Here is a 26,496-nt window from a genome sequence, read left to right on the forward strand (position 1 = left end):
CCCCCCCCCCCCCCCCCCCCCCCCCCCCCCCCCCCCCCCCCCCCCCCCCCCCCCCCCCCCCCCCCCCCCCCCCCCCCCCCCCCCCCCCCGGGCCCTGGCTATCGTCGGGGCATGCAGATCAGGCGCCACACCGTCGCGGCCGCGCGAGCTTCCCGCTCGCCGGTTGCCGCCGCCTGACGAATCCCACCTCGCCGGCGACCGGAAACGGTCCGCCGGCGTCTTCGTGTCACGCCACCGCCAGCAGCGGCGGACCCTTTCCGGTCGCACCGACCCGCAAAGGCCCACGCCATGACACCCGACGAGATCGTCCGCACCTTCCTCGACCACTACCGCCGGCTCGACCACCGGGACGCGCCGGAGAGTTCGCTGATCCCGCCGCCCGGCGATCCGGTGCTCTTCACCACCTCCGGCATGCATCCGCTCACCCCGTACCTGCTGGGCCGCCCGCACCCCGGCGGACGGCGCCTGGTCAACGTGCAGCGCTGCCTGCGCACCACCGACCTGGACGAGGTGGGCGACCGCACCCACCTGACCGTCTTCGACATGCTCGGCTCGTGGTCGCTCGGCGACTACGACATCGCCACCAGCCTGCGCTGGGGCCACGAACTGCTCACTCAGGGCTTCGGCGTCGACCCCGGCCGGCTGCACGCCACCGTCTTCGGCGGCGACGAGCAGGTCGGCCCGGACGAGACCGCGTGGCGCACCTGGACCGAGCTGGGCGTACCGGTGGAGGCGAACGGCGCGGACAACTGGTGGTCCAACGGCCCCACCGGCCCGTGCGGGCCCGACTCCGAGATCTTCGTGTGGACCGGGGACGGGCCGCCCACCGGCACGCCCGGCGCCGACGACCGGTGGATGGAGGTCTGGAACCACGTCCAGATGCGCCTTCACCGGCACGAGGACGGCCGGCTCACCCCGCTGCCGCTGTCCAGCATCGATACCGGGATGGGCCTGGAACGCCTGGCGATGGTGCTGACCGGCGGTTCGGACGTCTACCAGGGCGCGGGGCCGCGCCCGTGGGTCGAGGCGGTCCGCGACCGGTGGCCGCTCGGTGGGACCGACCTGCGGATCGTCGCCGACCACCTGCGCTCCGCGGTGGTCGTCCTCGGCGACGGGGTACGCCCCGGCAACACCGGCCGGGGGTACGTGCTGCGCCGGCTGGTCCGCCGGGCGCTCACCGTGCTGTGGCGGGACGACCCGTCGCGCAGCCTCACGGAGCTGCCCGACGAGCCGTTCCGCGACACCGGGCGGCGGTTCCGGCAGGAGCTCGACGTCCCACGGCTGCGTGCGGTCCTCGCCGACGAGGAACGGCGCTTCCGCGGCCTGCTGCTCCGGGGCCGCCCGCTGGTCGACCGGGTACGGGCGCGCGGACCGCTCACCGAGCGCGACTACCACTGGCTGCACGACACCCACGGCCTGCCCCGCGACCTGGTCGACGGCCTGCTTGCCGTGGTTGATCCCGGCTCAGGTCGCTCGGCGCGGTAGCCGGTCCACCGGCCCGATGGGCAGGTTGCGGCATGTCGCGGTATCCGGTGGGCCGGAAACCGCGACATGCCGCATGCCGATCACCGCGACTGCTACGGGCGGCGGCTGAGGCGCCACCACAGCGACGGCTCGGCGGTGGCCGTGTCGGTACGGAGGACGACGCGCCTGCCCGCAGCCTCGACCGAGCCGACCGTCTGACCGGCGCTGACCTGGGCGCCGGGCGCGTTGGTTACGACCCGGACCGGCACCGCCAGCCCCGGCCATCCAATGACTTTCAGCGTCTCGGCCGGGCTCACCGCAGTGGTGGCGCCCCACGCGGTCCGCACCTCACCGGCCCGGTCCGCCGCGAGCAGGGTGTATTCCTTGACGGTGCGGCGCACCGCCGCGAGTAGCCGGCGGACCACCGTGTTGACCGCGGCGAGCTGCTCGGGCGTGTTGGCGCCGGGCTGGTTGAACACCGCGCCGACCACGATCAACGTACGCGTGCCCACCTTGAGCCGGGCGGCGAAGACCAGGTTGCCACCCGCCTCGTCGGTGGAGCCGGTCTTGATGCCGAAGACGCCCTCGACGCCGAGCAGGTCGTTGTAGTTCTTGATCCGCCCGGCGACGGGGATGGAGGCTTCGCGCAGCTCGACGACGGCGGCGAAGACCGGCATCTTGAGCGCGGCCCGGGCGAGGGTGACCTGGTCGGCCGCCGTGCTGACGGTGCTCGGCAGGAAGCCGCTCGGGTCGGTGTAGCGGGTGTGCGTGAGGCCCAACTCGTCCGCCGCGGCGTTCATCTTGTCGACGAAGGCCGCTTCGCTGCCGGCGTCCCAGACCGCGAGTTGGTGAGCGATGTTGTTCGCCGAGGGCAGCATGAGGGCTTCCAGGGCGTCCCGCTCGGTGAGCCGTTCCCCGGCGACGACGGGCACCAGTGACTGCCCGCTGGGAATCCGCGCGTGGTAGTCGGCCACGTCCGCGGCCGTCACGGTCAGGGTCGGGCCTTCCTCCGCCCCGCTCAGCGGGTGCTCCTTGAGGACGACGTACGCCGTCATCACCTTGGCCACGCTGCCGATCGGCTCGGCCGCGCCGCCGCCCGACCCGCCGAGCCGGCCCAGTCCCTCGATCATCAGCTCCGCCGAACCGCGCTTCGGCCAGGGCAGGGCCGGCATCGCACCCGGGACGCGCAGGGTGGAGGCGATCGATGTGGTGACGGTCGCGGCGGGAAGCTTCCGGGTGAGCTGCACCGCGACACCCGAGCCGAGCAACGCGGCCAGGACGAGGACCACGACGACCGGAAGCACCCGACGACGCCGCTTCGCCGGGCCGGGAGCCTGACCCCGCTCGCCGGCGGGGAGGTACGGCCCGGCGGTCCGGTCGTGGCCGACCGGGTGCACGACGGAATGGTCGGTCCCCGGCACGCCCGCCCGGCCAGCAGCGGGGTGACGCCCGGCGGCACCCGCAACCGGCGTCGCGCGACCAGCTGTTGGCGGTACGGCGGGACGGCCGTACAGGTGGCCGGCGCTTGCCCGGTCATCAGCGCCGGGGCCCGGTGGCCCGTCCACGCGGCGACCGTAGACGGCACCGGCGGACCGGGGTGAAACGGGCATCTCCCCACGGCCGACGTCACCAGCCATCGGCCGGTCCTGCTCCCCGCCGTCTCTCGGTCCTCTTGCCTGCGGCATTCGCACGCCCTTCCCCCGACCACCCAAACCCCGGGAAGAACGTAGCAACCGGTGGCTCTGCCGCTGCCCCCGGCGACAAACGTCTCCGGGAGCGCGGACCCGCTTCCGGGCAGCCGGCCTGCGCGCGATGCGGTGGCAGCGGCGGTGGCCCGGTGTCAGACTCGGCAACGGGGGACCGCCGCAGCGAGGGACGTGGACGCATGGGGTACGAGGTCAGGCCGGACGAGGAGACGACGACGCTGCTCGGCGCCCGGGTCACCGTCGTGGGCGCCGCTGCGCTGCTCACCGCCGCCGAAACCGGCGCGGTCGAGCTGCTGGCCGGCACCGACTTCCCGGCCCCGGTCCGCGAGGTGCGCAGCACCGTCCGCGCCCACGACGGGATGCACCGCTTCGAGGCGTACCTGCGGGTCGACGGGCCCGGCTCGACCGTCGGGCTGCTCGCCCTCGGCCTGGCCGGCCCGGTCGGGCTGCTGCTCGCCCAGCGGCTCGCCGCGCGTACCGGGGACGGACTGGCCGCCGGCGTCGGCCGGATGGCGGCCGAGGCCGGCCGCCGGCTCGGGCTGCGCCCCGCCGACACCGCGCTCGCCGAACCGCCCCGCGACCGGGCCGGTCAGGACGTGCTGCGCACCGCCGAGGAGCTGGGGCTGCGCCCGAAGGTCAGCCAGGAGGACGGCGCGCTGACCGTCCGCGCGTCGGTGCCCAGCGCCGAGGTGACCCCGGCGCACCTGCGCGCGATGGTCGGGGTGGTGCTCCAGACCGTACGCGAGTTGGCCGGCGACACCCCGGAGCCGACGGTGTTGCGCGGCCGGTCGTACACGGTGGGCCGGAGCGTGGCCACCGCGGCGCCGGCCCGCAGCGCGGCGGTGACCCTCGACCAGGTCGGCGGCCTGGCCGACGTGGTCGCCCAGTTCCGCGAGGTCGCGGTCTCGTTCCGGCATCCGCAGGTGATGGCCCGCTGGGGTGCCCGCCGGCCGCAGGGCATCCTGCTGTACGGCCCGCCGGGCACCGGCAAGACCATGCTGGCCCGGGCCCTGGCCAACGAGATCGGGGCGGACTTCGTGGAGATCCGCACCCCGGAGATCCTCGACAAGTACCTCGGCGGCTCCGAGCGCAACATCAAGCGGATCTTCCGGGAGGCGCGCGGCTACCGGCGTCCCACCGTGATGCTCTTCGACGAGTTCGACAGCATCATCAGCTACGCCGGGGCGGGCGGGGACGCCGCCAGCCAGGCGGTCAACGCCGTCGCCGGCATCTTCAAGCAGGAGATGAACACCCTGTTCGAGGAGAACCCGGACGTGATCGTGGTGGCCACCACCAACTTCCCGCAGCGGGTGGACGCCTCGCTGATCCGCTCCGGCCGCTTCGACCTCAAGATCGCCATCCCGGCGCCCGACGACACCGGCCGCGCCGAGATCATCACCAAGATGATCCGCGAGCTGATCGACCGGCACGAGCAACCGGGCTTCCGGATGTTCGCCGCCGACGTCGACCCGGTGGCGCTGGCCGCGGACACCCCCGGGCTCACCGGCGCCGACCTGCGCGAAGTGCTGCGCCGGGTACAACTCGCCAAGGCGATGCGGGAGGCCACGGTGGGTGCGCCGGCCGCCCCGATCAGCCAGGATGACCTTCGGGAGGCCGTCGCGGGGCTGCGCCGCGGCTGACGACGGCCCACGGAAGGAGCCCCACCGTGTCGTCGTCGTCCACCCTGCTGTCCCGCCGCGACCTGGCGTTCCTGCTCCACGACTGGCTGGACGTGACCCGGCTGACCGAGCGGCCCCGCTACGCCGAGCACTCGCGGGACACCTTCGACGCCGTGCTGGATCTCTCCGCCCGGGTCGCCGCCGAGCACTTCGCCACCCACAACAAGGCCGCCGACGTCGCCGAACCCACCTTCGACGGCCGCCGGGTAAACACCATCCCGCAGGTCAAGGCGGCGCTGGACGTGTTCGCCCAGACCGGGCTGCTGGCCGCGACGATGGACGAGGCGGTCGGCGGGATGCAACTGCCGCACGCGGTCGCCGCCGCCTGCTTCGCCTGGTTCCAGGCCGCCAACGTGGGCACCGCCGCGTACCCGTTCCTCACCCTCGGCAACGCCAACCTGCTGCTCGCCCACGGCAGCGCCGAGCAGATCGACACCTGGGTCCGGCCAATGGTCGAGGGCCGGTTCTTCGGCACCATGTGCCTCTCCGAGCCGCACGCCGGCAGCTCCCTCGCGGACATCACCACCCGCGCCGATCCCCAGGACGACGGGACCTACCGGCTCACCGGCACCAAGATGTGGATCTCCGGCGGGGACCACGAGCTGGCCGAGAACATCGTCCACCTGGTCCTCGCCCGGATCCCCGGCGGGCCGCCCGGTGTGAAGGGCATCTCGCTGTTCATCGTGCCGAAGGTGCTCCTCGACGACAACGGCGCGCTCGGCCCGCGCAACGACGTGGTGCTGGTCGGGCTCAACCACAAGATGGGCTACCGGGGCACCACCAACACCCTGCTCAACTTCGGCGAGGGCGTGCACCGACCGTACGGGCGGGCCGGGGCGGTCGGCTACCTGGTGGGGGAGCCGCACCAGGGGCTCGCGCAGATGTTCCACATGATGAACGAGGCGCGCATCGGCGTGGGCGCCGGCGCCACCGCCCTCGGCTACACCGGCTACCTCAAGTCCCTGGCGTACGCCCGGCAGCGCCCGCAGGGCCGGCCGGTCGCCGACAAGGACCCCACCGCGCCGCAGGTGCCGATCATCGCGCACGCCGACGTACGCCGGATGCTGCTGGCGCAGAAGAGCTACGTGGAGGGCGCGCTCGCCCTGATCCTCTACTGCGGGCGGCTGCTCGACGAGGAGAAGACCGCCCCCGCCGAGGCCGACCGGGCCCGGGCGCACCTGCTGCTGGACCTGCTCACCCCGATCGCCAAGAGCTGGCCGTCGCAGTGGTGCCTGGCCGCCAACGACCTGGCCATCCAGGTGCACGGCGGGTACGGCTACACCCGCGACTACGACGTCGAGCAGCACTGGCGGGACAACCGGCTCAACCCGATCCACGAGGGGACTCACGGCATCCAGGCCCTCGACCTGCTCGGCCGCAAGGTCGCCACGCGCGGCGGTGCCGGCCTTGAGCTGCTGCTGGGGACCATCCGGGCCACGGTCAGCCGGGCCTGGAAGGCCGAGGGAGAGGCGGCGGTACTCGCCGCCGACCTCGGTGCGGCGGTTGATCGGATCGCAAAGGCCACCCGGCGGTTGTGGGGGACCGGTGATCCTGAGCTTGCTCTGGCCAATGCCTCGCTGTATCTGGAGGCGGTCGGGCATGTGGTGATCGCGTGGATGTGGTTGGAGCAGGTGCTCGCGGTGGAAGCGCTGGGTCCGCCCGAGGGGGCGGAGGGGGAGTTCCTGGCGGGGAAGCGGCAGGCGGCGCGGTACTTCTTCCGGTACGAGCTGCCGAAGACGGGGGCGCAGTTCGACCTGCTGGAGAGCCTGGACCGGACCACGTTGGACACCTGGGAGAACTGGTTCTGACCGCCTGCGACGAGGCCGACGCGTGGCCGGCCGACGTCAGTTCCGGCTGGCTGAGCCACTGCAACCTAGCGACGCCGGCTGAGCACCACCAGGTAACGGCACGGCCGGTCAGTGGAGTTCCAGTACGTCCCAGGCATCGGCGCACCGAGTTCGAGGCAGTCGCCGGAACTCAAGTCGTGCTCGACTTCGCCTTCACGGAAGCGCAGACTGCCCTCCAGCACCCAGATCTGGTGATTCGCCAGCGCGAATGATTCGGCCGGGTAAGAGACTTCCGCGCCAGCCGGCAGTTCGACTTCCACCAGCTGGACCGAGCCGCCGGCCGGCGACACCGAGCGGCGTCGGTAACCGGTCCTCGGATCAACCCAGACAGTCTGGTCTGCGATCCGTGCCAGCCGCAGAGTCTCACCCTCGGTGCGGGCGAACAGTTCGGAGAGGGTGAGGCCGAGGGCCGCAGTGAGGCGGCCCAGGAGCACGGCGGTCGGTTGCACATCGCCGCGCTCGATCTTCGCGATCATTGCCCGAGAGACGCCGGAGCGCTCGGCGAGAGCGTTGACCGACAGGTCCTGGCCGATTCGAGCGGTGCGCAGGGTGGCTGCGATGTTCGCGGTCAGGGGGTCCGGCATGGCGCTACTATAGTAGACGCATCGTCTACTATACGAGCATGGTGCTGACGATCCGTGACGCGGGCCAGGACGATGCCACCGCCTGCGCGGCCATCTATCGGCCTTACGTGCTGAACACCGCAATCACCTTTGAGACCGAGCCGCCAACTGTGTCCGAGATGTCCCGACGCATCGAGGTGGCCGTCCGCTCGTACGCCTGGCTGGTCGCCGAGATCGACGGCCAGATCATCGGGTACGCGTACGCCGGGCCGTTCGCCGTCCGTCCGGCATATCGCTGGTCCTGCGAAGTCAGCGTCTACCTCGAAACCGGACGTCGCCGCACCGGTGCCGGCCGCGCGTTGTACCAGGCTCTCCTGCCTCGGCTGATCGAACGCGGCTACCGCATCGCGGTGGCGAAGATGACCCTGCCCAACGACGCCAGCATGGGATTGCACACAGCACTGGGATTCCGGCCGGTCGGCGTGCACCGACGAGTTGGGTGGAAGAGCGGCGCATGGCACGACGTTGCCATCGCTCAACTCGACCTGGTCACCGACAACTCGCCGCCCACCGAACAGAGCTAGAGTCGCGCCTCGCAGATGGCGCACCGGCCCGGAAAGCGGGAGCAGGAAAGGTAGCCATACATCACCGTGCGTCATCAGCGGCGATGAACGCCAGCCTGCCCGGAACGGCATGAGCCTGCGCTCCCTCACGTACCGAGTTCCCCCGCCGACGTTCGCCTTGCGATGATCCGGTGGTGACCTCCTACGTGTCCCACACCACCGTGGATTGTGCCGACGCCTACGCCCTGTCTCGTTGGTGGCAAGCCGTTCTCGACTACAGCGAGAACCCGGACGATCCGAACGAGCCCGGCCACGAGGAATACATGATCTACTCCCGTGACGGGCGGCACCGCCTGCTCTTCATCGAGGTGCCGGAAGTAAAGCAGGTCAAGAACAGGATCCATCTCGACTTGCGTCCTGCCGACGGCACGCGCGACGCGGAGCTGGCGCGGCTGACCGAGCTCGGTGCGGCCGTCGTGGCTGACCGCCGCGAGGCCGACGGAACGGGATGGGTTGTGCTTGCCGATCCGGAAGGCAACGAGTTCTGCATTCTTCGGAGCGACGCCGAGATCGCTGGCGGGCGGCCATGACGGCGTCGGGCTCGCCCATGCAGCCGGTCGCTACGTCCGCCCATCGGCGTCCGGACGGCATCCGGGCCAGCTCGGCGTGACGTTACGTAGCGCGCGGATGCGGCAGATCAGGGCATCGCGGTGAGAGGTTTGACCGATCGCCGCAGGACTTGCCTCGCGCCGTCGCAAACGCGCTGGGCGTTGCTGGCTGTCGAACGGCCGGTACCCTCGCCGCTGTGACTGGCGCGCCAACAATCGGCAGCGGTGCTGAGGCACCCAGTACCACGCTGGTGGAACGCGTGCTTGCCGAGGCTGCTGAAGTGCTGATCATCGAGGCGTCCGTTGACGAGCTCGACCGACCCGACGCGGCTCGGATCGGGCTGTCGGGCAAGGAGATTGCTGAGCTGACTCCCCTGCTGGCTGTCGTTGACGGCGGCACCGGAGGTCACTGTCGGTGTATGGGATGGCCGACAATCCTCGTGTCGAATGCCGCCGGCCGTGAGATCGCCCGCTGGACGCTGCACCATCGGACCGGTATTAGAGGCCTCGGAAGTTGCGACGCGGACCTCCGTGATGGCCCTGCCCTGACCGACTGGCTGGCTGACCGCGGCCTGACCGGATCGCGCGAGGTCCAGCAGATGCTGGCCCGTCAAGCGGCTGAGGAAGAGGCGCGCCGCGTCCAGTGGGTGAAGGCCGCGCCGCCGGCTCTCGCCGAGGCCGCCGACGCGACGTCGCGCGGAGAAACCGGCGCGGAGGAAAGGCTCGCCGACCTGGTAGCCCGGCGACACCCCGATCCCATCGAGCGCATCCGAACGCTGGTGGCGTGGGCAGGCTTCCCGCCTCGCCACAAGACCACGACGGGTGGCACGCCGTGGTACGAGCTGGCGCCCGAGCGCATGCTGCTGGCCGAGGCAACCGAGTCGATCTTCAACGCGTTGACATCGGCATCGTTGACTCCGAGCCAGCTCGACGGTGCCGCAGAGCTGTTGGCGTCCCTTAAATGGACTGGTTCGCAGCGCGCCGATATTCCCGAGTCGCTGAGGTCTGTGCTGATCGCGCACGTGACGGCGACCGGGACCGATCCGATGAAGTTCCGGATGCGTCATGGATACGGCGCGGCGCGAACGGAATGACGCCGTTCGGCGCGCCGCAGGGACTATGCCCTGACCGAAGAGCGCGGCGCGGCGCACTCAATTCGGCTGCGTTCGCACGCCCCTGGGCGGCGCGGAACAGGTTCCTGGGATCATGGGCCGCGTGGCTGGATTCAGTTTCAAGACGTCGTGGCTGGCTGTCCGAAACCGGGCCCCTGGGGAGGTCGCGGATGCGCTTGGTTTGCACGACCGGGAGGTCCTCGACTGGGCCACCGGCACCGACCGGGCCTACCGGTACGGCGTGTACGTGGCCGCGCCGGTGCCAGACTGGACCCTCGCCCATGGACGGCTGCACATGCCGGCGGGGTTCGACGCGACCGAGGCGCCCTTCCCGGACTGGCTCAGGGACCTGAGCCGGCACCTGGGCGAGGTTCAGTTCTTCGCCAACGAACGGGTCCCGGACTATCACGCCTGGGCCCGGGCCCGGGATGGTGAGCTGTTGCGCGCCTACTGCTGGATCGGCGAGCGAGGTGACTTGCCACTGTTTCTCGGTGAGCCGACAGCCGACGAGATCGAATTGGGCGTCGGCATTCGCGGTATGGAGCCCGGGCGGGACCACTGGTCGGACGACGAGTGGACAGCCTGGTACGCCACGACGCCGTCCGACTTCGACGTGATGGCGATGGCCGGTCGCTGGAGCATCGACCCGAGCAGGATCGACGACGCCACCGTGACTGCGACCGGCATTTACGGGCTACCGCCGTCGGTCCTCGACACGTCTCGCAATGACAACCCGCGTTGAAGGTCCTGCGTCCCCTTCTCGGCAGCCCGATCAGAGTTGGGAAGACCAGGTGGTACGACTTCGCGTCGCCCACCCCTGCGCACTCTCGTCGGCACGACCTCGGCCTGACGCGACCTCGCGACAGCACGCACCTCCTCGCACGGTGACGGAGCCTCGTCCGCAGGGTGCGCTCACTCGGCGGCAGATCCGTGCAACTTCTTGTTGATGCGTCAGCTGCGACTGCCGTCTCGCTCGGCGGTTCCGCCCGTCGTGGTGCCGTGAGCAACCTGTAGGCCGTGGGCGGCCGGTCAGGTTGGTGTGGATTGAAGGGCGTCGGCGACCGGGCGGCGGGTGGCGGCCAGGGCGGGGATGGCGGTGAGTGCGGCGACGGTGAGCAGGACCGTGAGCGCCAGGGCGCGCATCCAGGAGGCGGGTGCGTACTGCGGGTCGCCCGGGGTGGCGACCAGATACAGTCCGATGCCGGCCGGGACCCCGAGGGCGACGCCGGGTATCGCGGGAAGAAGCTGCGCCACCGCCATGCCCACGGTTACCTGTGCGGGTGTGGCGCCGAGTGTGCGGGCGACGGCCAGGGGGTGGCGGGCGTCGAGGACGGCGGTCCAGGTGCTCACGATGGCGTTGATGAGCGCGAGGACGCACAGTACGACGATGACGAGGAGCATGGCCTGGAGGGTTCGCGTGCTCTGGGGGTTGGCCAGCTTCGATTCGCCGAGCTTGACCTGCCGGTCCTGCGCCAGGCCCATGAGCAGGGCGGCGAGTGCGGTCGCGGTGATCAGGGTGTTCACCATGACGAGGCGGGCGCGGCGGGGGCGACGGGCGTTGATGCGGATCCCGATCAGTACGGCGGTGGGCATTCGGCGGGACAGCCAGACGCGCCACCCGCGGCGTCGGGGTGGCGTGGCGGCGTCGGCCAGCGCGTGGACGGTGTCGGTGGTGGCGGCGCGTAGCACGGGTGCCAGCGTCGCCGCGGCGGCGATGGCGAGGGCGAGGACGGTGCCGGCAACCACGGCGCGCAGCGCGGGCGGATGGGTGCCGGTGGAGCCGAGGAGCCCGGCGCCGGGGTTGGTCAGCGCTGGTGCGGCGAGCCAGCCGACGGCCAGGCCGGTGCCGGCGGCGGCGAGCCCGATGACGAGGTATTCGGCGAGGTGAACGGCGGCGATCATGGCCGGTCCGGCGCCGACGGCCTTGAGTAGTCCTACCCGGCGGCGTTGGTCGACGACGCGGCCGGCGACGATGTTGGCGACGCTGACCACCGCGAGGGCGGTGAGTAGCCAGCTGCCGACCTGCAGGGCCAGGTGCGCCTGTTTGACGAGCTTGCCGTCCTCGTCGGCGATCTCCATCCAACTGGAGTATTCGATTCCGTCTACGCTCTTGTGAGTGAACGAGGTGCTGGCGTGCGGGTCGGCGTACTTCAAATTCAGCGTGTACGACATCGGCCGCGTGCCGGCCAGCGCGCCGATCTGGCTACGGTCGACCCATACCAGGCCCGCGAATTGGGTCAGGGGGCTGCCCGCGGCAGCGCGCCAGTCGGCGCGCGGGTAAACGGCCCTGGCGGCGGTGACCGCGGTCCCGATCACCCGCAGCGGGTGGCCGTTGATGTCGACGGTGTCCCCGATGTGCACGCCGAGTGCGTTGGCGAAGGTGGGCTCGATGACCACGCCGCCGGGGCGTACCCAGGTGCCGGCGGTCACCGCGGGCCGGTCGAGCGCCGCCGGGGAGTTGTCCCGGCCCTGGACGACCGCGGGCACGGTTTTGCCGCGTGCGGTCAGCATCAGATAGGCGATCGGGTACGGGCCGCTGTGTGCGGTGACACCGGGCGCGGTGGCCAGCGGCGCGAGGGCGGCCAGAGCCTCCGGGCCCGTCGCTCCCGGCATCGCCACCACGTCGGGGCCCGCGGTGGCGGCCCGGGTCCGCTCGTATGGCTGGGCGAGAGCATTGTCCAGGGCGAGGCCGAGAGTCAGCGTCGCGGTCGCGGCGCTGATCGCGAGCAGCAGCAGTACGGTCTCGGTGCGCCGCCGGCGCAGGTCCCGCACCATCAGCCGGCACACGAGCAGCAGACGCCCGGCCATTCAGCGCCACCCGCCGTAGACCGTGCCTGTGCCCGTGCCGACGGTGGTACCGGTGGTGGTGCCGGCGAGCCGGCTGTCGTCGGCGAACGACCCGTCGCGCATGGAGATCACCCGGTCGGCGACCGCGGCGATGCGCGCGTCGTGGGTGACCACCACCAGCGTCTGCCCCGCCGTACGCAGCTCCTCGAACAACCGCAGCACCTCCAGGGCGGCGGCGCTGTCCAGGTTCCCGGTGGGCTCGTCGGCCAGCACGACCAGCGGCTCGTTGCTCAACGCGCGGGCGATCGCGACCCGCTGGCGCTGGCCGCCGGACAATGTCGACGGCAGGTGCTTGGCGCGATCGGCGAGCCCCACCCGGTCCAGCAGAATCATGGCGCGCTGCCGAGCCCGGCGCGGCGACTGTCCGGCCAGCAACGCGGCCAGCTCGACGTTCTCCACCGCGGTCAACTCGTCCATGAGGTGGAACGACTGGAAGACGAAGCCGATGTGATGCCGCCGCAGCCGGGCCAGGCCGCGCTCGCTCATCCCGTCGATCCGGTGCTCGGCCAGCCAGACCTCGCCGTCGGTCGGGCGTTGCAGCCCGCCCAGCAGGTGCAACAGGGTCGACTTGCCGCAGCCGCTGGGACCCATGATCGCGAGCGTCTGCCCGGCGGGCACCTCCAGGTCGACCTCGTCGACCGCGCGGACCAGTGCGCTTCCCCGGCCGTACCACCTGGTCAACCCGCGCGCCCGTAGCAGCGCCGACCCGGTCATGCGGCACCACCGGGCATGCCCTCGCGGCCCTTGCCCCGCTCGGTCATCGGTTCCCCTTCTGTTCAGTCCGGTGGCGTTCGGTCCACATCCGTTCGCACGCTTCCAACCAGTCCAGGTCGGCCCGCAGCCGCAGCACGACCCCTTCCAACAACAACCCGACGATCGGATCCACCGACCGCTCCAACGCAGCCCGCTGGGTATCCCGCAGCCGGCGCAACAGCTCGCGCCGCTGCGCGTCGACCAGGGCCACCGGATCGGCCAGCCGGGCAGCAGCGGCGGCCACCAGCTTGAGATGGAACTCGCTGAGGTCCGGCTTCGGCCAACTCACCTCGGCCAGCCACGCGGCGACCCGCTGCTGCCCCGCCGGAGTCAACGCGTAGACCCGGCGGTCGGGCCGGTCCGGCAGACCCTCGGCGCGCTGCGAGGTCACCAGCCCCGCCTTGGCCAGCCGGGCCAGCGTCACGTAGATCTGCCCGGCGTTCATCGCCTCGCCGAGCGGGCCGAGCGCGCCACGCAACCGGCTCCGCAGGTCGTACCCGTACGCCGGCTCCTTCGCCAGCATGGCCAGCACCACGTCCTGCACCCAACACACCCTCCGTAGATCGACAATAGATAACCGCTAGCCATAGCGATGTCAAATCGAAGAGCAAGGGTGCAGCAGGCAAGTGCGTTCCTGCTCGCCGTCGCGCTGACCCTGGCTCGACGGCACCGGCTGTCGGGTGTGGTGGGCGCGGTTCAGTTGACCAGCCAGGTCCGGCCGTCGATGAGTTCCCGGACCGCGTCCAGGTGACCCGCGTGGCAGGCCGTCTCGCTGATCACGTGCAGGATGACCTCCCGCACGCTGTCGAGCCGCCAGTCGCCGAACTGGTCCGGCGGCCACCAGGCCGGCGCGGCGTCCAGCGGGGTGGCGGCGATGACGGCGTTGGCGCGTTCGATCTCCTGCCGGTACCGGTCCAGCACCACGGCGGCCGGGACGTCCGGGTCGACCTGCCAGGCGTCCGCGGTGCGGCTCAGCGCGGCGATGGCCGCCGGCTCGCCGTGGACGACGCAGCGGAACCAGAACCGCTCGACGTCCTCGGTGAGGTGGCGCACCAGGCCGAGGCAGCTCCACGCGGACGGGAGCACCGGCCGGCGCAGCGCGGCGTCGTCGAGGCCCTCGAGGATGCCCAGCACGTGACGGCGTTGGCCGTCCAGGTGGGCCATGAGCAGTTCGGTTTCCGCCGGCGCGGATGGTCGTGGCACAGCATCCTCCTCATGTCGTGATGACGTCGACGGGTCCGCGGCCGTTCGGCCCTCCGGGTTCGTCGGTCGCGCATCTGCCGCTGGGTCGACTCGACACCGTTGACGATCGGCACCGCCGGTTCCGGACAACCACCACGGAAAAGATCCGTGACGGATCGGGGGTCGAACCCGCCGGCGGCACATGGCAGGCTCGGGCGCATGATCGATGAGTTCGCGAAGGAGTACCTGCACCGCAACCTGCGTAACGTCCGCGAGACCGTGCTGTGGAAGCTCGACGGGTTGTCCGAGTACGACGTCCGCCGCCCCCTGACCGTGACGGGAACCAACCTGCTCGGCCTGGTCAAGCACCTGTCGATCTCGGAGGCCAGATACTTCGGCGAGGTCTTCGACCGGCCGTTCCCCGAGCCCCTGCCCCGGTGGGACGACGCCGACGAAGACGAGACCGACATGTGGGCGAGCGAGCACGAGACGCGCGAGGAGATCATCGACCGCTACCGTCGGGTGTGGGAACACTCGGACGCGACGATCAACGCACTGGCCATCGACTCGCCCGGCTACGTGCCCTGGTGGCCACGTCCCCACGTGATGCTGTTCAACATCCTGGTCCACACGCTCGCCGAGACCAGCCGGCACGCCGGACACGCCGACATCCTGCGCGAACAGCTCGACGGCTCCACCGGCGCGGCAGCCGAATACGCGACACAGCAGGACGCGGCATTCTGGGAGGCGCGGCGCGCGACGATCGAGCGGGCCGCTACAGCCGCCGCCAAGCTCGACTGAACCGCCACCATGCCGTGACCAACGGGCACGGCCACAACTACGCGAACTCGACGCCGGCGAGGGTGACGGCGCGGTACGCGGCGAGGCGTTCGGCCTGCTCGATGATGGCCTTGCGCCGGGATTCGGGCAGCTTCTGCCAGGGCTGGACGGCGAGCTTCAACGCCTTGCCGGACTTGCGGGGACGCCAGGTGCCGACCAGATCACCGTCGACCAGGACGGCACCGGGGCGACCCAGCACCGGCCACAACTCCTTGGCGTGGGCCGCATCCGGCACCAGGGTTTCCCGGTCCTTGGCTTGGAGGAAAAGGTCGAACGGGCCGAGCAGGCGGGTGGCCGGGGCGTCGGCCGACTCCAGCGCCGCTTCGTCGGCGGCGAGCAGCGAGCGCGTTTCGCCGTCGACCGTCACCTCGATCACGTCCTCCGGCCAGTGTGCCTTCACCTCCTTGACCGGGGCGTCGAGGTAGCCGGCGACGTGTTTGGGGGTGGCCGGGCCGAGCAGCCGGAGGTACGCGCGGATGAGGTCGAACCGGTCGCCCGGAGCGGCCGCCTTCCTGAATCCGGTGATGCGGTGCAGGACCGGTGGTGACGTGTCGAGTCGCAGCTCCAGCCCGGCCCGTACGGCGGCCAGCCGGAACGGCATCTCGTACAGGTGGGTGGCGTTGCACGGTCGGCAGAACCGCAGGTACGGCTCGGGCATCACCTCGGCCAGGCGGCCGGAGACGTCCCCCTTGACGGTGGGCCGGGTGACGATGGCGCGCATCTGGGTGGCCACCTCGTCGAGGGCGGCCAGGTTGCCGATGCCGGCCGCCTTCAACGGCTTGGCGGCGTCGTAGATGCGCTTGCCCGCGTCGGCGTCGGAGAACGGCTCGACCGCGGCCGCCACCTCCGCCAGGTCGGCGCGGCGGTAGAGGTGGGGAGCGCCGCGCACGGTCCAGAGCAGGACCAGATCCTCGCCGGGCAGCGCCGCCACGTCGACCCCGCGCGCGGCCAGCGCCCACCGGCCGCCGTCCGGGCCGGTGTCCTGCGCGCCGATGTCGAGCACAGCGGTGTCCGCGAGCGTGCCCCCGGCCCGGTCGAGCTGCTGGGCCCGGACGCGGAAGTTCATCACCTGGCGCCGATCTACCACGCTCACACCCTACGCAGCCGTCAGCCCCCGGCGGGCAGGCGGTCGCGGACCTCGCGGCGGAGGATCTTGCGGAACTGGGAGCGGGGCAGGTCCTCGACCACCACGGTCCGGCCCGGTGCGCCACGTCGGTTTGGCCCAGCGGATTGGTTTAAATCGTTCCGCCCCGGGGTTGTCGTTCCCGAGCAGTCCACCCGGTCGGCCCATGGGCGTCGAAGCACATCGCGCTAGGTGGCGCCACCGCGCAGGCGGCCCGTCGTGGTCAGCCTCTGTGGCGGCCGTCCCATTCACTTTCGATGACGGCTGTAGTAAAAACAATCTGACTAGTTTTTAAACGCCCCCCAGGGAGGGTGTCATGGTGAGAAAGCAGCTTCTGACGATGGCGGTGGCCTTCGCCACCGCCCTCGCGGTCCCCGTCTGGCTCGCCCCGGCCGGGGCATCGGTCGCGTCGGGGATCACCGGCACCGGCGCGGCGCACGGCACCGCTTCGGCGTCGTCCTCGGCAGCGGGATCGGACCAGGGCGCGGCCACGGACTGGAAGACCATGGACGAGCAGATGGCCAAGCGGGACAAGTCGTTCCCGGCAGCGACCAAGGGAGAAGGTGGCAAGGACCTCACGCCCACGGTGCTCGCCGACGGGACCAAGGAATTCCACCTCACCGCCGCGCCGACGAAGTGGGAGATCGAGCCGGGCAAGACCGTCGACGCCTGGGCCTTCAACGGAACGGTGCCAGGCCCGACGATCCGCGTGAACGTCGGCGACAAGGTCAAGATTGTCCTCGACAACCAGCTCCCCGAGTCGACCAGCGTGCACTGGCACGGCATGCAGGTGCCCAACAACATGGACGGCGTGTCCGACGTGACTCAGGACCCGATCCCGCCGGGCAAGAGCTTCACGTACACCTGGAACGCGACCCGGCCGATGGTCACCTGGTACCACTCGCACCACGACGGCACCAAGCAGGTGACCAGTGGCCTGTACGGCGGCATCGAGGTGGGTGACATTCCGACGCCGGACAACATCAAGCCGAGCCAGGTCGTGCTGATGCAAACGCAGGACGCCGGCACGATCGGCATGACGATCAACGGGAAGTCGTTCCCGGCCACCAAGCCGATCGACGCGCACCTCGGCGACTGGGTCGAGATCACGTACATCAACGTGGGCACCATGGAGCACCCGATGCACCTGCACGGGGTCGACCAACTGGTGATCGCCAAGGACGGGTTCCCGTTGCCGGCGCCGTACAAGGCCGACACCGTCCCCGTGTCACCCGGCGAGCGCTACACCGTCCTGGTGCACGCCGACGCCATGGGCACCTGGGCGTTCCACTGCCACATCTTCCCGCACTCGGAAGGGGCCCAGGGAATGTTCGGCCTCTTCACCGAGATGCGCATCTCCTGACCCGGGCACCGACCCTCGCTCGGAAACCAGTACCCGCCTCTTTCTTCCCGCTGTGGCATGCCATGCGACTTGGAGGTTCCTGCCGTGCCCCTCAACTCATCAAGCACCCCGGTACCGGACTCCCCGGGACCCCTGTCTTCGACCTCGGCCGGCCGCGGTGGTATTGCGGCATGGTTCGGCGACCTGTTCCCGATGCTCACCAGCGGTGTCGCGCTGGGCCTGCTCATCGGATTCGTCTTCGTCGGGCTCGCGCAGCCGCACAACGCGCTGAACCTGGCCGCCTCGGGGGAGACGTCCGCCGCGGGCGCCGGTAATTCCGCCCCGGGTGCCGGCAAGAAGCTCAGCTTCGATGTCGAACTGGGCGACATGTACGTCAAGCCCGCCTCGATCACTGTGCCGCGCGGGGCGGACGTGACGGTCAACGTCACCAACAAGGGAAACCAGCAGCACACGCTCGCGCTGGAGGGCGCGGACACCCCGCTGCTCGACCCGGGCAGGTCGTCGACGGTTCACTGGGGTGTGATCAGCAACTCCACGCAGGCGTGGTGCCTGGTGTCCGGCCACAAGGACGCCGGCATGCTGCTCGCGGTCAACGTCGAGGGTGAGCCGGCACAGGCCGCGGCGGGCAGCACCGGCGCCGGCAACGACGCGACGATCGATGCCAGCGCCAAGCCGTCCGCCGACTGGAAGCCGGTCGACCCGACGCTCCAGCCTGCCGAAGGCGGTACGACGCACAACGTCACGCTGCACGTCCAGGAGAAGACCATGGAGGTCGCGCCGGGCGTCAAGCAGGTCCGGTGGACGTACAACGGCACGGCCCCCGGGCCGGTCCTGCACGGCAAGGTCGGTGACGTGTTCAACGTCCACCTGGTCAACGACGGCACGATGGAGCACTCCATCGACTTCCACGCCTCAAAGGTGGCGCCCAACGTCCAGATGCGGAAGATCAAGCCTGGCGAGTCGCTGGACTACCAGTTCAAGGCCCAGTTCTCCGGCATCTTCACGTACCACTGCGGGGCTGACCCGATGATCTATCACATGGGCAACGGCATGTACGGTGCCGTCGTCGTCGACCCGCCGCACCTCGGCAAGGTGGACAAGGAGATCGTCCTCGTCCAGTCCGAACTGAACCTCGGACCGCAGGGCCAGCCCGGTGACCTGAAGAAGATGATGACGGGCAACGACGACGCGGTCGTCTTCAACGGCTACTACAACCAGTACGCCTACGCCCCGATCAAGGTCGCTCCCGGTTCCCGCGTCCGGGTGTGGCTCGACAACGCCGGCCCCAACCAGAACATGGCCTTCCACGTCGTCGGCACGATCTTCGACACGGTGTGGAAGGAAGGCGCGTACCGGTTGCAGCCCGGCAACGCGGAGCAAGGCGGATCCCAGACCCTCGACCTGCAACCCACCCAGGGCGGCTTCGTCGAGTTCACCCTGCCCGACGCGGGGACCTACCCGTTCATCACGCACAAGATGATGAACATGTCCCGCGGCGCGCTCGGCATCTTCCAGGTAGGAGGCAACCAGTGAGCGCCACGACCGACGCCACCACCGCAACCAGCGCAACTGTTCCGGCCCTCCCGGCCGGCACGGTCTCGGCAGTGCGGAACACCGCGCTGCTTGCCGTCGCCGCCGTGTGCTCCGTACTGGCCGGCTTGATCCACTACGCCGTGGTGCCCGAGCACCGGAGCGAATGGGTCGGGTACGCGGTGTTCTTCACCCTGCTCGGGGCGTTCCAGCTGATCTGGGCCGCCGCAGTCTGGACCGTCCCGCGTCCGTGGCTGCTCAGCCTCGGCGTGGTGGTCAACGCAGCCGCGATCACCCTGTGGGCGGCCAGCCGTACGGTCGGCCTTCCCTTCGGCCCGGAGGCGGGAGATCCTGAGTCGGCCGGCGTCATCGATGTGCTCTGCGTTCTCGCCGAGGCGGTGGCTCTCGCCGCCGCAGCAGCGGCGCTCTGGGGTTCGATCCGCCGACGGCGCAGCTGACGCGACAGCACGAAGGGGGCCGCGGACGACGTCCGCGGCCCCCTTCTGCTCGGCTACTGATTTCTACCAGTCGGTTCGGCTAAAATAGCGATGTGTCAGGGCAGGCGTTGAATGATCCCGATCCGGCTCCCGTGCTGGGGGAGAGCCGCAGTCGGGTGCTGGAGGTGCTGCGGGCGGCGGGGGAGCCGGTCGCGGTCCAGGACGTCGCGGAGCGTAGCGGCCTGCACCGGAACACGGCCCGCTTTCACCTGGACGGGTTGGTCGATGCGGGTCTTGTCGAACGGGAGGCCGAGGATCGCAGCGTGCCCGGTCGCCCGCGGATCGTCTATCGCGCGCTCGTCAGTGAGGTTCCGGCGGGCCAGCGCAACTATCGGCTGCTGGCCGAGATGTTGACCAGTGTCGTCGCCGACACGCTGCCTGAGCCTGCCGGGGCAGCGGTGACGGCCGGCGAGGCCTGGGGGCGCTACCTCGCCGACCGGCCGGCACCATCGCAGCGGATCGCCCCGGCAGAGGCAGTGCGTCGCCTTTCGGCCGTGCTGGCCGATGTCGGGTTCGCGCCGGGTGAGGCAGAGGGTGCGGCGAATCCGGTGATCCCGTTGCGGCACTGCCCGTTCCGCGAAATCGCCGAGCAACACCGCGAGGTGGTTTGCTCGTTGCACCTGGGTCTGATGCGTGGGGTGCTCGCGGAGATGCGGGCGCCGTTGGTCGCCGACCGGCTGGAGCCGTTGGTGCAACCATCACTGTGCCTGGCCCATCTGGGTCGCGCGCCCCGCGCCGGCCGGAAGCCCGCGGCGAACGAGCACCGAGGTGATGGCCGCGGCTGATCCCCGTACGCGTGCCGGCAGACGGGACGGGGCGACCAGGCAGCAGGCTCAGCCCTCGGCGAGCAGGCGGTCGCGGACCTCGCGGCGGAGGATCTTGCCGATCTGGGAGCGGGGCAGATCCTCGACCACCACGATCCGGCGGGGCACCTTGTAGCCGGCGAGGTGCTGGCGGCAGGCGGAGCGGACCGACTCCGGGTCGGTGCCCACGCCCGGGTCGAGGACCACGACGGCGACCACCTCCTCGCCGCCGGAGGCGGCGGGCAGGCCGACGGCGGCGGCCTCGCGGACGCCGGCGATGCGCCCCAGCGCCTCCTCCACCTCGGACGGGTAGACGTTGAACCCGCCGGTGATGATCAGCTCCTTGATCCGGTCCACCACGGTCACGAAGCCCTCGGGGTCCATGGTGACGATGTCGCCGGTGCGCAGCCAGCCGCCGGGCAGCAGCACCTTCGCCGTCTCCTCCGGACGGTTCCAGTAGCCGGTGAACACCTGCGGGCCGCGGACCAGCAGCTCGCCGGCCTCGCCGGGGGCGCGGTCCCGGGTCGGCTCCTCGGGGTCGACGATGCGGACCTCGGTGGACGGGAACGGCACCCCGACGGTGCCGGGCCGGCGGGTCGGGGCGACCGGGTTGCCCAGTGTGATGGGGGAGGTCTCGGTCATCCCGTACCCCTCCACGAGCAGGCCGCCGGTCACCGATTCCCAGAGTTCGACGGTGGCCGGCGGAAGCGCCATCGCGCCGGAGATGGCGTACCGGATCGAGGTGAGGTCGACGCCGCGCTCCCGGGCGGCGGTGGCGAGCCGCTGGTAGATCGGCGGGACGGCGGGCAGGAAGGTCGGCGGGCGGCGGCGGGCCGCGTCGAGCACCTGGTCGAGGTCGAAGCGGGGGAAGAGCACCAGGGTGGCCCCGATGCTCACCGAGAAGGTCAGGCACAGCGTCAGGCCGTACGCGTGGAACAGCGGCAGCACCGCGTACACGGTCTCCTCGCCGTCGCGGAGGCCGGGCACCCAGGCGCGGCCCTGCGCGGCGTTCGCCCGCAGGTTGCGGTGGGTGAGGATCGCGCCCTTCGGTACGCCGGTGGTGCCGCCGGTGTACTGGAGCAGCGCGACGTCGTCCACGGTCGGCGCGGGATGGTCGGCGGGCAGCGGCGGCGCGGCGGCGACCAGCGCGGACCAGGACCGGGCGCCCGGCGCGGCGGCGGTCATCGCGGCGCGGGCGGCGCGCACCTTGGGCAGCGGCAGCCGCAGCGCCCAGCGCTTGAGCCGGGGCAGCGCCCCGGTCAGGTCGACCGCGATCACGGTCTCGATCGCACCCTGCCCGGCGACCAGCGGCGCGACCTTGTCCCAGACGATCGCCACCCGGGCGCCGTGGTCGGTGAGCTGGTGGACCAGCTCCTCGGCGGTGTAGAGCGGGTTGTGCTCGACCACCACCGCGCCGAGACGGAGCACCGCGTAGAAGGCGACCACGTGCTGCGGGCAGTTGGGCAGCACCAGCGCCACCCGGTCGCCGCGCCCGACGCCGAGCCGGCGCAGCCCCTCGGCGGCCCGGGACACCTGGTCGGCCAGCTCGGCATAGCTGGTGGTGGCTCCGTAGAAGTCCAGTGCCACCCGGGGGCCGAAGCGGCGGGCCGCGTCGGTCAGCAGGTCCACCAGCGAGCCGGCCGGCTCGGCGACGGTGGCCGGTACGCCCGGGGCGTAGCTGCGCGTCCAGGGCCGCTCCGCGATCGCGTCCATCGCCGTCTCTCCTCGCTGCCGGATGACGGCCCTCAGCCTAACTTAACCGTTCGGTAACTTACGGGTGCGTAAGTTGGGGACTTCGTCACACGGTCAGAAGCGGGCCACGTAGACGGTGTTCGCCGCCTCGCGGCCCTGCAACGGGTTGGGGAAACGGACCACGTGCGCCACCGAGGTCGGGAACACCTCGGTCAGCACCCGCTGGAACGCCGCGTCGGGCGGGTCGTTCGACCAGAGCGCGAAGACGCCGTCCCGGTGCAGCAGCGCGGCCAGCCGGCGCAGCCCGTCGACCGTGTAGAAGTCGGCGTGGCTGGGGTGCAGCACCTGGCGGGGGGAGTGGTCCACGTCGAGCAGCACCGCGTGGAACCGCCGGCCCGGCGACTCCGGGTCGAACCCAGCGCCGGTGGCAACCGCCGCGAAGAAGTCCGCCCGGACGAACCGGGTACGCGCGTCGGCGGCCAGCCCGGCGGCGAACGGCAGCAGGTCCTGTCGGTGCCAGTCGATCACGTCCTCGATCGCCTCGACCACCACCAGCGACCGGACCCGGGGATCCTCCAGCGCGGTGCGCGCGGTGTAGCCGAGGCCGAGCCCGCCGACCACCACGTCCAGGGGCTGCTCGCCGAGCGGCGCCAGCCCGAGCCGGGCGAGTTCGATCTCCGCGACCGGGAAGAGGCTGGACATCAGGAACTCGTCGTCGAGCTTCACCTCGTACACGTCGACGTCGAGCGACGGGTCGCGGCGCCGCCGCAGGCTGATCTCGCCGATCGGGGTCTCCCGCCAGGCCAGTTCCTCGAATCGTGCGCCCACGCGGTGGTTCCTCTCCGCCGATCCCGTCACCGGATGTTACCGGCCTGCGGTCCCGGCGTCGGGCACCTGCCGTTTTCCGCCGTGGCCGGGCATTGCCCGGCCCTTCGCGGGTACGCCTAGCCGTCGCCGGTCGAGATTGCCGGAGAGAGGGGTGCGGCGTGGCGGAGATGCTGGCCGGACGGTTGTACGTGGCGGAGCGGGCGCTGCGGATGGAGTCGGTGCCGGTGCCCGAACCCGGTCCCGGGCAGGTCAGAATCAGGGTGGCCGCGGCCGGGGTGTGCCTGTCCGACGTCCACCTGATCGACGGCACGCTGACCCCGCTCCACCTGACCGGCAACGTGGTCACGCTCGGCCACGAGGTGGCCGGGGTGGTGGACGCGCTCGGGGACGGCGTGACGGGCTGGCAGCCGGGCCAGCCGGTGCTGCTCCAGGCGGGCGAGCGGGACCGGCGCGGCACCCTGCTCACCCGGGGCGTCGACTACGACGGCGGCTGGGCCGAGTACGCCCTGGCCCGCGAGGACACCCTCGTGCTGGTCCCGGCCGGCATGCCGTTCGAGCACGCGTGCATCATTCCCGACGCGGTCTCCACCCCGTGGGCGGCGGTGACCGACACCGCGCGTACCCGGCCGGGGGAGACGGTCGGCGTGTGGGGCGTCGGCGGGCTGGGCGCGCACGCGGTGCAGTTGCTGCGGCTGGTCGGCGCGGCGCCGATCGTCGCGGTGGATCCGCTGCCGGCGGCCCGGGACCGGGCCCTGACCCTCGGCGCCGACCTGGCCCTGGACCCGAAGGACGGCGGCTTCCGGGACGCCGTGCTGGAGATCACCGCAGCCCGGGGACTGGACATCGCGTTCGACTTCGCCGGCGTCACCCCGGCCCGCGAGCAGGCCATGACCGTGCTCGGCGCGCAGGGCCGGCTGGTGCTCGCCGGCATCGCGAACCAACCGGTCACCATCCGATCGGACAGCCGGTTCAACTACAGCCGCCAGGCCGTGCTCGGCCACTACGGCTCGGAGGCGGAACACGTCGGCCAGCTGGTGGCGCTCGCCTCGCTGGGCCGGTTCGACCTGACCGCGTCGATCAGCGACGTGCTGCCGCTGGCCGACGCGGCGGAGGCGGTGCGCCGGGTCCACGACAAGGAGGGCAACCCGATCCGCCTGATCCTGCGCCCGTGAGCCGGTCCCCGGCCGCGGGTCAGCTGGCCGGGGGACCGGACGCACGAGACACTCGGCGGCCGCCGCGCCCTGGTTGCGACAGCTCAGTCGGCGGGCCGGGTGGCGACGACCACCGTGTCGAGGGCGTCGATGCTGCCGCCGTCGCTGGTGGGGACCGGCCGGCGGGCCGTCTCGGCGCGCTGGATGCGCAGCCCGGCCAGCCCGTCGACGACGGCCTCCGGGGTGAGCAGGACCGCCGGGTCCTGCGGCCCGCCGGTGCCGCCGCTCAGGTTGGCCAGGTCGTGACCGACGACGACGAGGGTGCCGCCGGGGCGTAGCGCCTGCCGGGCCGAGTCGAGCACGCCCGCCAGGTCGGGGGCGGGCAGGTGCAGGTAACTGATCAGCACCAGCTCGTAGCTGCCGGGCACCGGCCGGTACGCGGTCACGTCGGCGACCCGCCACTCGACGGTGACGCCCCGCGCGGCGGCCAGCTCGCGGCCCCGCTCGACGGCCACCGGGGCGAAGTCCACGGCGGTGACCCGCCAGCCCTGCTCGGCCAGCCAGACCGCGTTGCGGCCCTCGCCCGCCGCCAGGTCGAGCGCGGCGCCGGGGGTGAGCCCGGCGACCGACTCGACGACGAAGCGGTTCGGCTCAGCGCTCCACACCAGTCCCGACGCGCTCGCGTAGCGGGCGTCCCAGGTGCTGCTGTCCACTGTGTTCCCTCCTCCGGCGGCGCACCACCGCCACCGTGACCGTACCGGCTGCGGCCAGCGCTCCCACTGCGACCAGGCCGAGTGCCATCCGTTGCGGCAGCTGCTGGGCGAGGACGAAGACGCCCATCACCACGACGAACCAGCCGAACGACTTGCGCAGGAGGTCCGCGGGGATCTTCCCGGCGAGCCGACCGCCGAGGAAGCTGCCGACGACCGCGGCGGCGGTCACCGCGAGGGCGAGACCCCAGTTGATGCTGACGCTGGAGAGGTAGCCGGCGAGGCCGGCGAAGGACTTCATCGCGATGACCACCAGCGAGGTGCCGACGGCGACCGGCATCGGCAGGCCGCCGAGCAGGGCCAGGGCGGGCACCACGAGGAAGCCGCCACCCGCGCCGACCAGGCCGGTGACCAGCCCGACGACGATCCCGTCGAGGATCACCCGGAACACCGGCACCTCGTGCGGCACCGGCCTGCCCTCGGGGGTGCGCCGGCCCCGGATCATCGCGATCGCGGTGGCCAGCATCATCACCGCGAAGCCGGTGAGCAGGAATCCGGCCGGGATGAACTCGGAGAGCCGGCCGCCGGCGTACGCGCCGGTCATGCCGGCGAAGCCGAAGATCAGCCCGGTACGCCAGCGGACCCGCCCGGCGCGGGCGTGCGGCAGCACGCCGACGGCGCTGGTGGCGCCGACCACGAGCAGGGAGGTGGCGATCGCCTCCTTGGCCGGCAGGCCGGCGACGTACACCAGCAGCGGCACGGCGAGGATCGACCCGCCGCCGCCGAGCAGCCCGAGGCTGACTCCGATCAGCACGGCCAGGCCGACGGTCAGCACCAGGGCGGTGGTCATGCCCGCCCCCCGTTGCTCTCCCGCAGCTGGCCGACGATGGTGTCGAGGTCGCAGCTGGCGCCCCGGTTGTACGGCAGCTTGCTCAGCATCATGCCCATCGCGCAGGTGTTGGTCAGCGCGGCGAAGGTGAGGCCGGCGCCGATGAACCCGGCGACCCACTTCAGGCCGGGCACGAACACCGAGCCGAGGACGCTGAGCAGGACGATCGAGCCGGCGACGAGGCGGACCTGTCGCTCCAGGTCCCAGCGGGGGGCGCCCTGCTTGGTCGGCGCGTTCGTCGCCTGCCAGGCCAGCATGCCGCCGTTGAGGACCTTCAGGTTCGGCAGCCCGACCCCGGCGAGGGCCTGCTCGGCCTGGGTGGCGCGGGCGCCCGAGCGGCAGATCAGCACCACGTCCTCGTCCAGGTGGTTGCGCAGTTCCTCGCGGTGCTCCTTGAGCAGGTCGAGGGGGACGTTGTAGGCGCCGGGGATGTGGACGGTCTCGAACTCGGCCGGGGTGCGCACGTCGAGCAGTCGGGGGGCGCGCCCGGAGTCGATCAGCTCCCGCAGGGTGGTGGCGTCCAGGGTGGCCGGGCGGGTGGTCTCGGAAGTGCTCATTTCTCCTCGTTCGGGGACGAACCGCCATGGCTGGCGGCAGGGTGGGGCGCGGGGGGGGGGGGGGGGGGGGGGGGGGGGGGGGGGGGGGGGGGGGGGGGGGGGGGGGGGGGGGGGGGGGGGGGGGGGGGGGGGAGGGGGGGGAAGGGGGGGGGGGGGAGGGGGATGAGGGGAAAGGGGAGGGGCGGCACC

General features: G+C 71.7%; 25 protein-coding genes. 13 read left to right on the plus strand and 12 right to left on the minus strand.

Annotated features, from left to right (window positions below; translation table 11 throughout):
* The first annotated feature begins 288 nt into the window (after window positions 1–288).
* Entirely contained in the window at window positions 289–1,485 is a 1,197-nt protein-coding gene (locus tag ACZ6S5_RS32175) for an alanine--tRNA ligase-related protein (RefSeq protein WP_466006018.1), read from the plus strand.
* Between the two features lie 92 nt (window positions 1,486–1,577).
* Here the strand turns inward: ACZ6S5_RS32175 and ACZ6S5_RS32180 are convergent, their stop codons facing one another.
* Window positions 1,578–2,861, minus strand: coding sequence for a D-alanyl-D-alanine carboxypeptidase family protein (locus ACZ6S5_RS32180; RefSeq protein ID WP_466006019.1), 1,284 nt, complete (start codon window positions 2,859–2,861; stop codon window positions 1,578–1,580).
* Between the two features lie 488 nt (window positions 2,862–3,349).
* Between ACZ6S5_RS32180 and ACZ6S5_RS32185 the strand changes: the two genes are divergently transcribed.
* Window positions 3,350–4,810, plus strand: a complete 1,461-nt coding sequence (locus ACZ6S5_RS32185; RefSeq protein WP_466006020.1) for an ATP-binding protein — start codon at window positions 3,350–3,352, stop codon at window positions 4,808–4,810.
* Between the two features lie 26 nt (window positions 4,811–4,836).
* The gene (locus ACZ6S5_RS32190; RefSeq protein WP_466006022.1) at window positions 4,837–6,657 is read left to right on the plus strand and encodes an acyl-CoA dehydrogenase; all 1,821 of its coding nucleotides are present in this window, start codon (window positions 4,837–4,839) and stop codon (window positions 6,655–6,657) included.
* A gap of 65 nt (window positions 6,658–6,722) precedes the next feature.
* Here the strand turns inward: ACZ6S5_RS32190 and ACZ6S5_RS32195 are convergent, their stop codons facing one another.
* Window positions 6,723–7,280 carry a helix-turn-helix domain-containing protein gene (locus tag ACZ6S5_RS32195; RefSeq protein WP_466006024.1) on the minus strand — a complete coding sequence of 186 codons (558 nt, stop codon included), beginning with the start codon at window positions 7,278–7,280 and terminating at the stop codon, window positions 6,723–6,725.
* A gap of 38 nt (window positions 7,281–7,318) precedes the next feature.
* Between ACZ6S5_RS32195 and ACZ6S5_RS32200 the strand changes: the two genes are divergently transcribed.
* From ACZ6S5_RS32200 to ACZ6S5_RS32215, 4 genes are all read left to right on the plus strand, one after another.
* On the plus strand, window positions 7,319–7,843 hold the full coding sequence (locus ACZ6S5_RS32200; protein WP_466006025.1) for a GNAT family N-acetyltransferase: 525 nt from the start codon (window positions 7,319–7,321) through the stop codon (window positions 7,841–7,843).
* Window positions 7,844–8,016: 173 nt separating this feature from the next.
* Window positions 8,017–8,412: a VOC family protein gene (locus tag ACZ6S5_RS32205; protein WP_466006027.1), complete on the plus strand. Its 396-nt coding sequence runs from the start codon at window positions 8,017–8,019 to the stop codon at window positions 8,410–8,412.
* A gap of 215 nt (window positions 8,413–8,627) precedes the next feature.
* Window positions 8,628–9,524, plus strand: a complete 897-nt coding sequence (locus tag ACZ6S5_RS32210) for a hypothetical protein (protein WP_466006028.1) — start codon at window positions 8,628–8,630, stop codon at window positions 9,522–9,524.
* A gap of 121 nt (window positions 9,525–9,645) precedes the next feature.
* Complete coding sequence (locus ACZ6S5_RS32215) at window positions 9,646–10,284, plus strand: hypothetical protein (protein ID WP_466006029.1); 639 nt, start codon at window positions 9,646–9,648, stop codon at window positions 10,282–10,284.
* Between the two features lie 287 nt (window positions 10,285–10,571).
* On the opposite strand, the gene ACZ6S5_RS32220 is transcribed toward ACZ6S5_RS32215, so the two are convergent.
* The 4 genes from ACZ6S5_RS32220 to ACZ6S5_RS32235 all read right to left on the minus strand — a co-directional run bounded on the left by ACZ6S5_RS32220 (window position 10,572) and on the right by ACZ6S5_RS32235 (window position 14,345).
* Complete coding sequence (locus ACZ6S5_RS32220; protein ID WP_466006030.1) at window positions 10,572–12,350, minus strand: ABC transporter permease; 1,779 nt, start codon at window positions 12,348–12,350, stop codon at window positions 10,572–10,574.
* Entirely contained in the window at window positions 12,351–13,103 is a 753-nt protein-coding gene (locus tag ACZ6S5_RS32225; protein WP_466006031.1) for an ABC transporter ATP-binding protein, read from the minus strand.
* 43 nt (window positions 13,104–13,146) lie between these two features.
* Entirely contained in the window at window positions 13,147–13,686 is a 540-nt protein-coding gene (locus ACZ6S5_RS32230; protein ID WP_466006032.1) for a PadR family transcriptional regulator, read from the minus strand.
* Between the two features lie 152 nt (window positions 13,687–13,838).
* Complete coding sequence (locus ACZ6S5_RS32235; protein ID WP_466006033.1) at window positions 13,839–14,345, minus strand: DinB family protein; 507 nt, start codon at window positions 14,343–14,345, stop codon at window positions 13,839–13,841.
* A gap of 198 nt (window positions 14,346–14,543) precedes the next feature.
* On the opposite strand from ACZ6S5_RS32235, the gene ACZ6S5_RS32240 reads away from it, so the two are divergent.
* Window positions 14,544–15,125: a DinB family protein gene (locus ACZ6S5_RS32240; RefSeq protein WP_466006034.1), complete on the plus strand. Its 582-nt coding sequence runs from the start codon at window positions 14,544–14,546 to the stop codon at window positions 15,123–15,125.
* A 37-nt stretch (window positions 15,126–15,162) separates the two neighbouring features.
* Here the strand turns inward: ACZ6S5_RS32240 and ACZ6S5_RS32245 are convergent, their stop codons facing one another.
* The gene (locus ACZ6S5_RS32245; RefSeq protein WP_466006035.1) at window positions 15,163–16,251 is read right to left on the minus strand and encodes a winged helix DNA-binding domain-containing protein; all 1,089 of its coding nucleotides are present in this window, start codon (window positions 16,249–16,251) and stop codon (window positions 15,163–15,165) included.
* Between the two features lie 355 nt (window positions 16,252–16,606).
* Here ACZ6S5_RS32245 and ACZ6S5_RS32250 point away from each other — a divergent pair, with 355 nt between their 5' ends.
* The 4 genes from ACZ6S5_RS32250 to ACZ6S5_RS32265 all read left to right on the plus strand — a co-directional run bounded on the left by ACZ6S5_RS32250 (window position 16,607) and on the right by ACZ6S5_RS32265 (window position 20,462).
* Complete coding sequence (locus tag ACZ6S5_RS32250) at window positions 16,607–17,650, plus strand: multicopper oxidase family protein (RefSeq protein WP_466006036.1); 1,044 nt, start codon at window positions 16,607–16,609, stop codon at window positions 17,648–17,650.
* Window positions 17,651–17,842: 192 nt separating this feature from the next.
* On the plus strand, window positions 17,843–19,183 hold the full coding sequence (locus tag ACZ6S5_RS32255; RefSeq protein WP_466006037.1) for a multicopper oxidase domain-containing protein: 1,341 nt from the start codon (window positions 17,843–17,845) through the stop codon (window positions 19,181–19,183).
* Window positions 19,180–19,638 (plus strand): hypothetical protein, encoded by a 459-nt coding sequence (locus tag ACZ6S5_RS32260; protein WP_466006038.1) that lies wholly within the window; start codon window positions 19,180–19,182, stop codon window positions 19,636–19,638. Before ACZ6S5_RS32255 ends, ACZ6S5_RS32260 begins: the two co-directional genes overlap by 4 nt.
* Before the next feature lie 92 nt (window positions 19,639–19,730).
* On the plus strand, window positions 19,731–20,462 hold the full coding sequence (locus tag ACZ6S5_RS32265) for a helix-turn-helix transcriptional regulator (RefSeq protein ID WP_466006039.1): 732 nt from the start codon (window positions 19,731–19,733) through the stop codon (window positions 20,460–20,462).
* Between the two features lie 48 nt (window positions 20,463–20,510).
* On the opposite strand, the gene ACZ6S5_RS32270 is transcribed toward ACZ6S5_RS32265, so the two are convergent.
* Window positions 20,511–22,193: a long-chain-fatty-acid--CoA ligase gene (locus ACZ6S5_RS32270; protein ID WP_466006040.1), complete on the minus strand. Its 1,683-nt coding sequence runs from the start codon at window positions 22,191–22,193 to the stop codon at window positions 20,511–20,513.
* A gap of 93 nt (window positions 22,194–22,286) precedes the next feature.
* Window positions 22,287–23,000 (minus strand): polyamine aminopropyltransferase, encoded by a 714-nt coding sequence (locus ACZ6S5_RS32275; RefSeq protein WP_466006041.1) that lies wholly within the window; start codon window positions 22,998–23,000, stop codon window positions 22,287–22,289.
* Window positions 23,001–23,167: 167 nt separating this feature from the next.
* Between ACZ6S5_RS32275 and ACZ6S5_RS32280 the strand changes: the two genes are divergently transcribed.
* Complete coding sequence (locus tag ACZ6S5_RS32280; RefSeq protein ID WP_466006046.1) at window positions 23,168–24,172, plus strand: alcohol dehydrogenase catalytic domain-containing protein; 1,005 nt, start codon at window positions 23,168–23,170, stop codon at window positions 24,170–24,172.
* An 83-nt stretch (window positions 24,173–24,255) separates the two neighbouring features.
* Here the strand turns inward: ACZ6S5_RS32280 and ACZ6S5_RS32285 are convergent, their stop codons facing one another.
* Genes ACZ6S5_RS32285 through ACZ6S5_RS32295 form a run of 3 tightly spaced genes read right to left on the minus strand, consistent with a single transcriptional unit; the run spans window position 24,256 to window position 26,307 of the window.
* Window positions 24,256–24,864, minus strand: coding sequence for a class I SAM-dependent methyltransferase (locus ACZ6S5_RS32285; protein ID WP_466006043.1), 609 nt, complete (start codon window positions 24,862–24,864; stop codon window positions 24,256–24,258).
* Window positions 24,803–25,711 (minus strand): sulfite exporter TauE/SafE family protein, encoded by a 909-nt coding sequence (locus ACZ6S5_RS32290; protein WP_466006044.1) that lies wholly within the window; start codon window positions 25,709–25,711, stop codon window positions 24,803–24,805. Before ACZ6S5_RS32290 ends, ACZ6S5_RS32285 begins: the two co-directional genes overlap by 62 nt.
* Window positions 25,708–26,307 (minus strand): rhodanese-like domain-containing protein, encoded by a 600-nt coding sequence (locus ACZ6S5_RS32295; protein ID WP_466006045.1) that lies wholly within the window; start codon window positions 26,305–26,307, stop codon window positions 25,708–25,710. The genes ACZ6S5_RS32290 and ACZ6S5_RS32295 overlap by 4 nt, the downstream gene beginning before the upstream one ends.
* Between the last annotated feature and the right edge of the window lie 189 nt (window positions 26,308–26,496).

This window comes from Micromonospora sp. NPDC051924, from assembly GCF_055586005.1.

What these genes read in the sequence shown, in the direction of transcription:
- ACZ6S5_RS32175 (WP_466006018.1), top strand. Translation starts at nt 289, where the DNA reads ATGACACCCGACGAGATCGTCCGCACCTTCCTCGACCACTACCGCCGG.
- ACZ6S5_RS32185 (WP_466006020.1), top strand. Translation starts at nt 3,350, where the DNA reads ATGGGGTACGAGGTCAGGCCGGACGAGGAGACGACGACGCTGCTCGGC.
- ACZ6S5_RS32195 (WP_466006024.1), bottom strand. Translation starts at nt 7,280, where the DNA reads ATGCCGGACCCCCTGACCGCGAACATCGCAGCCACCCTGCGCACCGCT.
- ACZ6S5_RS32200 (WP_466006025.1), top strand. Translation starts at nt 7,319, where the DNA reads ATGGTGCTGACGATCCGTGACGCGGGCCAGGACGATGCCACCGCCTGC.
- ACZ6S5_RS32220 (WP_466006030.1), bottom strand. Translation starts at nt 12,350, where the DNA reads ATGGCCGGGCGTCTGCTGCTCGTGTGCCGGCTGATGGTGCGGGACCTG.
- ACZ6S5_RS32225 (WP_466006031.1), bottom strand. Translation starts at nt 13,103, where the DNA reads ATGACCGGGTCGGCGCTGCTACGGGCGCGCGGGTTGACCAGGTGGTAC.
- ACZ6S5_RS32240 (WP_466006034.1), top strand. Translation starts at nt 14,544, where the DNA reads ATGATCGATGAGTTCGCGAAGGAGTACCTGCACCGCAACCTGCGTAAC.
- ACZ6S5_RS32255 (WP_466006037.1), top strand. Translation starts at nt 17,843, where the DNA reads ATGCTCACCAGCGGTGTCGCGCTGGGCCTGCTCATCGGATTCGTCTTC.
- ACZ6S5_RS32270 (WP_466006040.1), bottom strand. Translation starts at nt 22,193, where the DNA reads ATGGACGCGATCGCGGAGCGGCCCTGGACGCGCAGCTACGCCCCGGGC.
- ACZ6S5_RS32280 (WP_466006046.1), top strand. Translation starts at nt 23,168, where the DNA reads ATGCTGGCCGGACGGTTGTACGTGGCGGAGCGGGCGCTGCGGATGGAG.
- ACZ6S5_RS32290 (WP_466006044.1), bottom strand. Translation starts at nt 25,711, where the DNA reads ATGACCACCGCCCTGGTGCTGACCGTCGGCCTGGCCGTGCTGATCGGA.
- ACZ6S5_RS32295 (WP_466006045.1), bottom strand. Translation starts at nt 26,307, where the DNA reads ATGAGCACTTCCGAGACCACCCGCCCGGCCACCCTGGACGCCACCACC.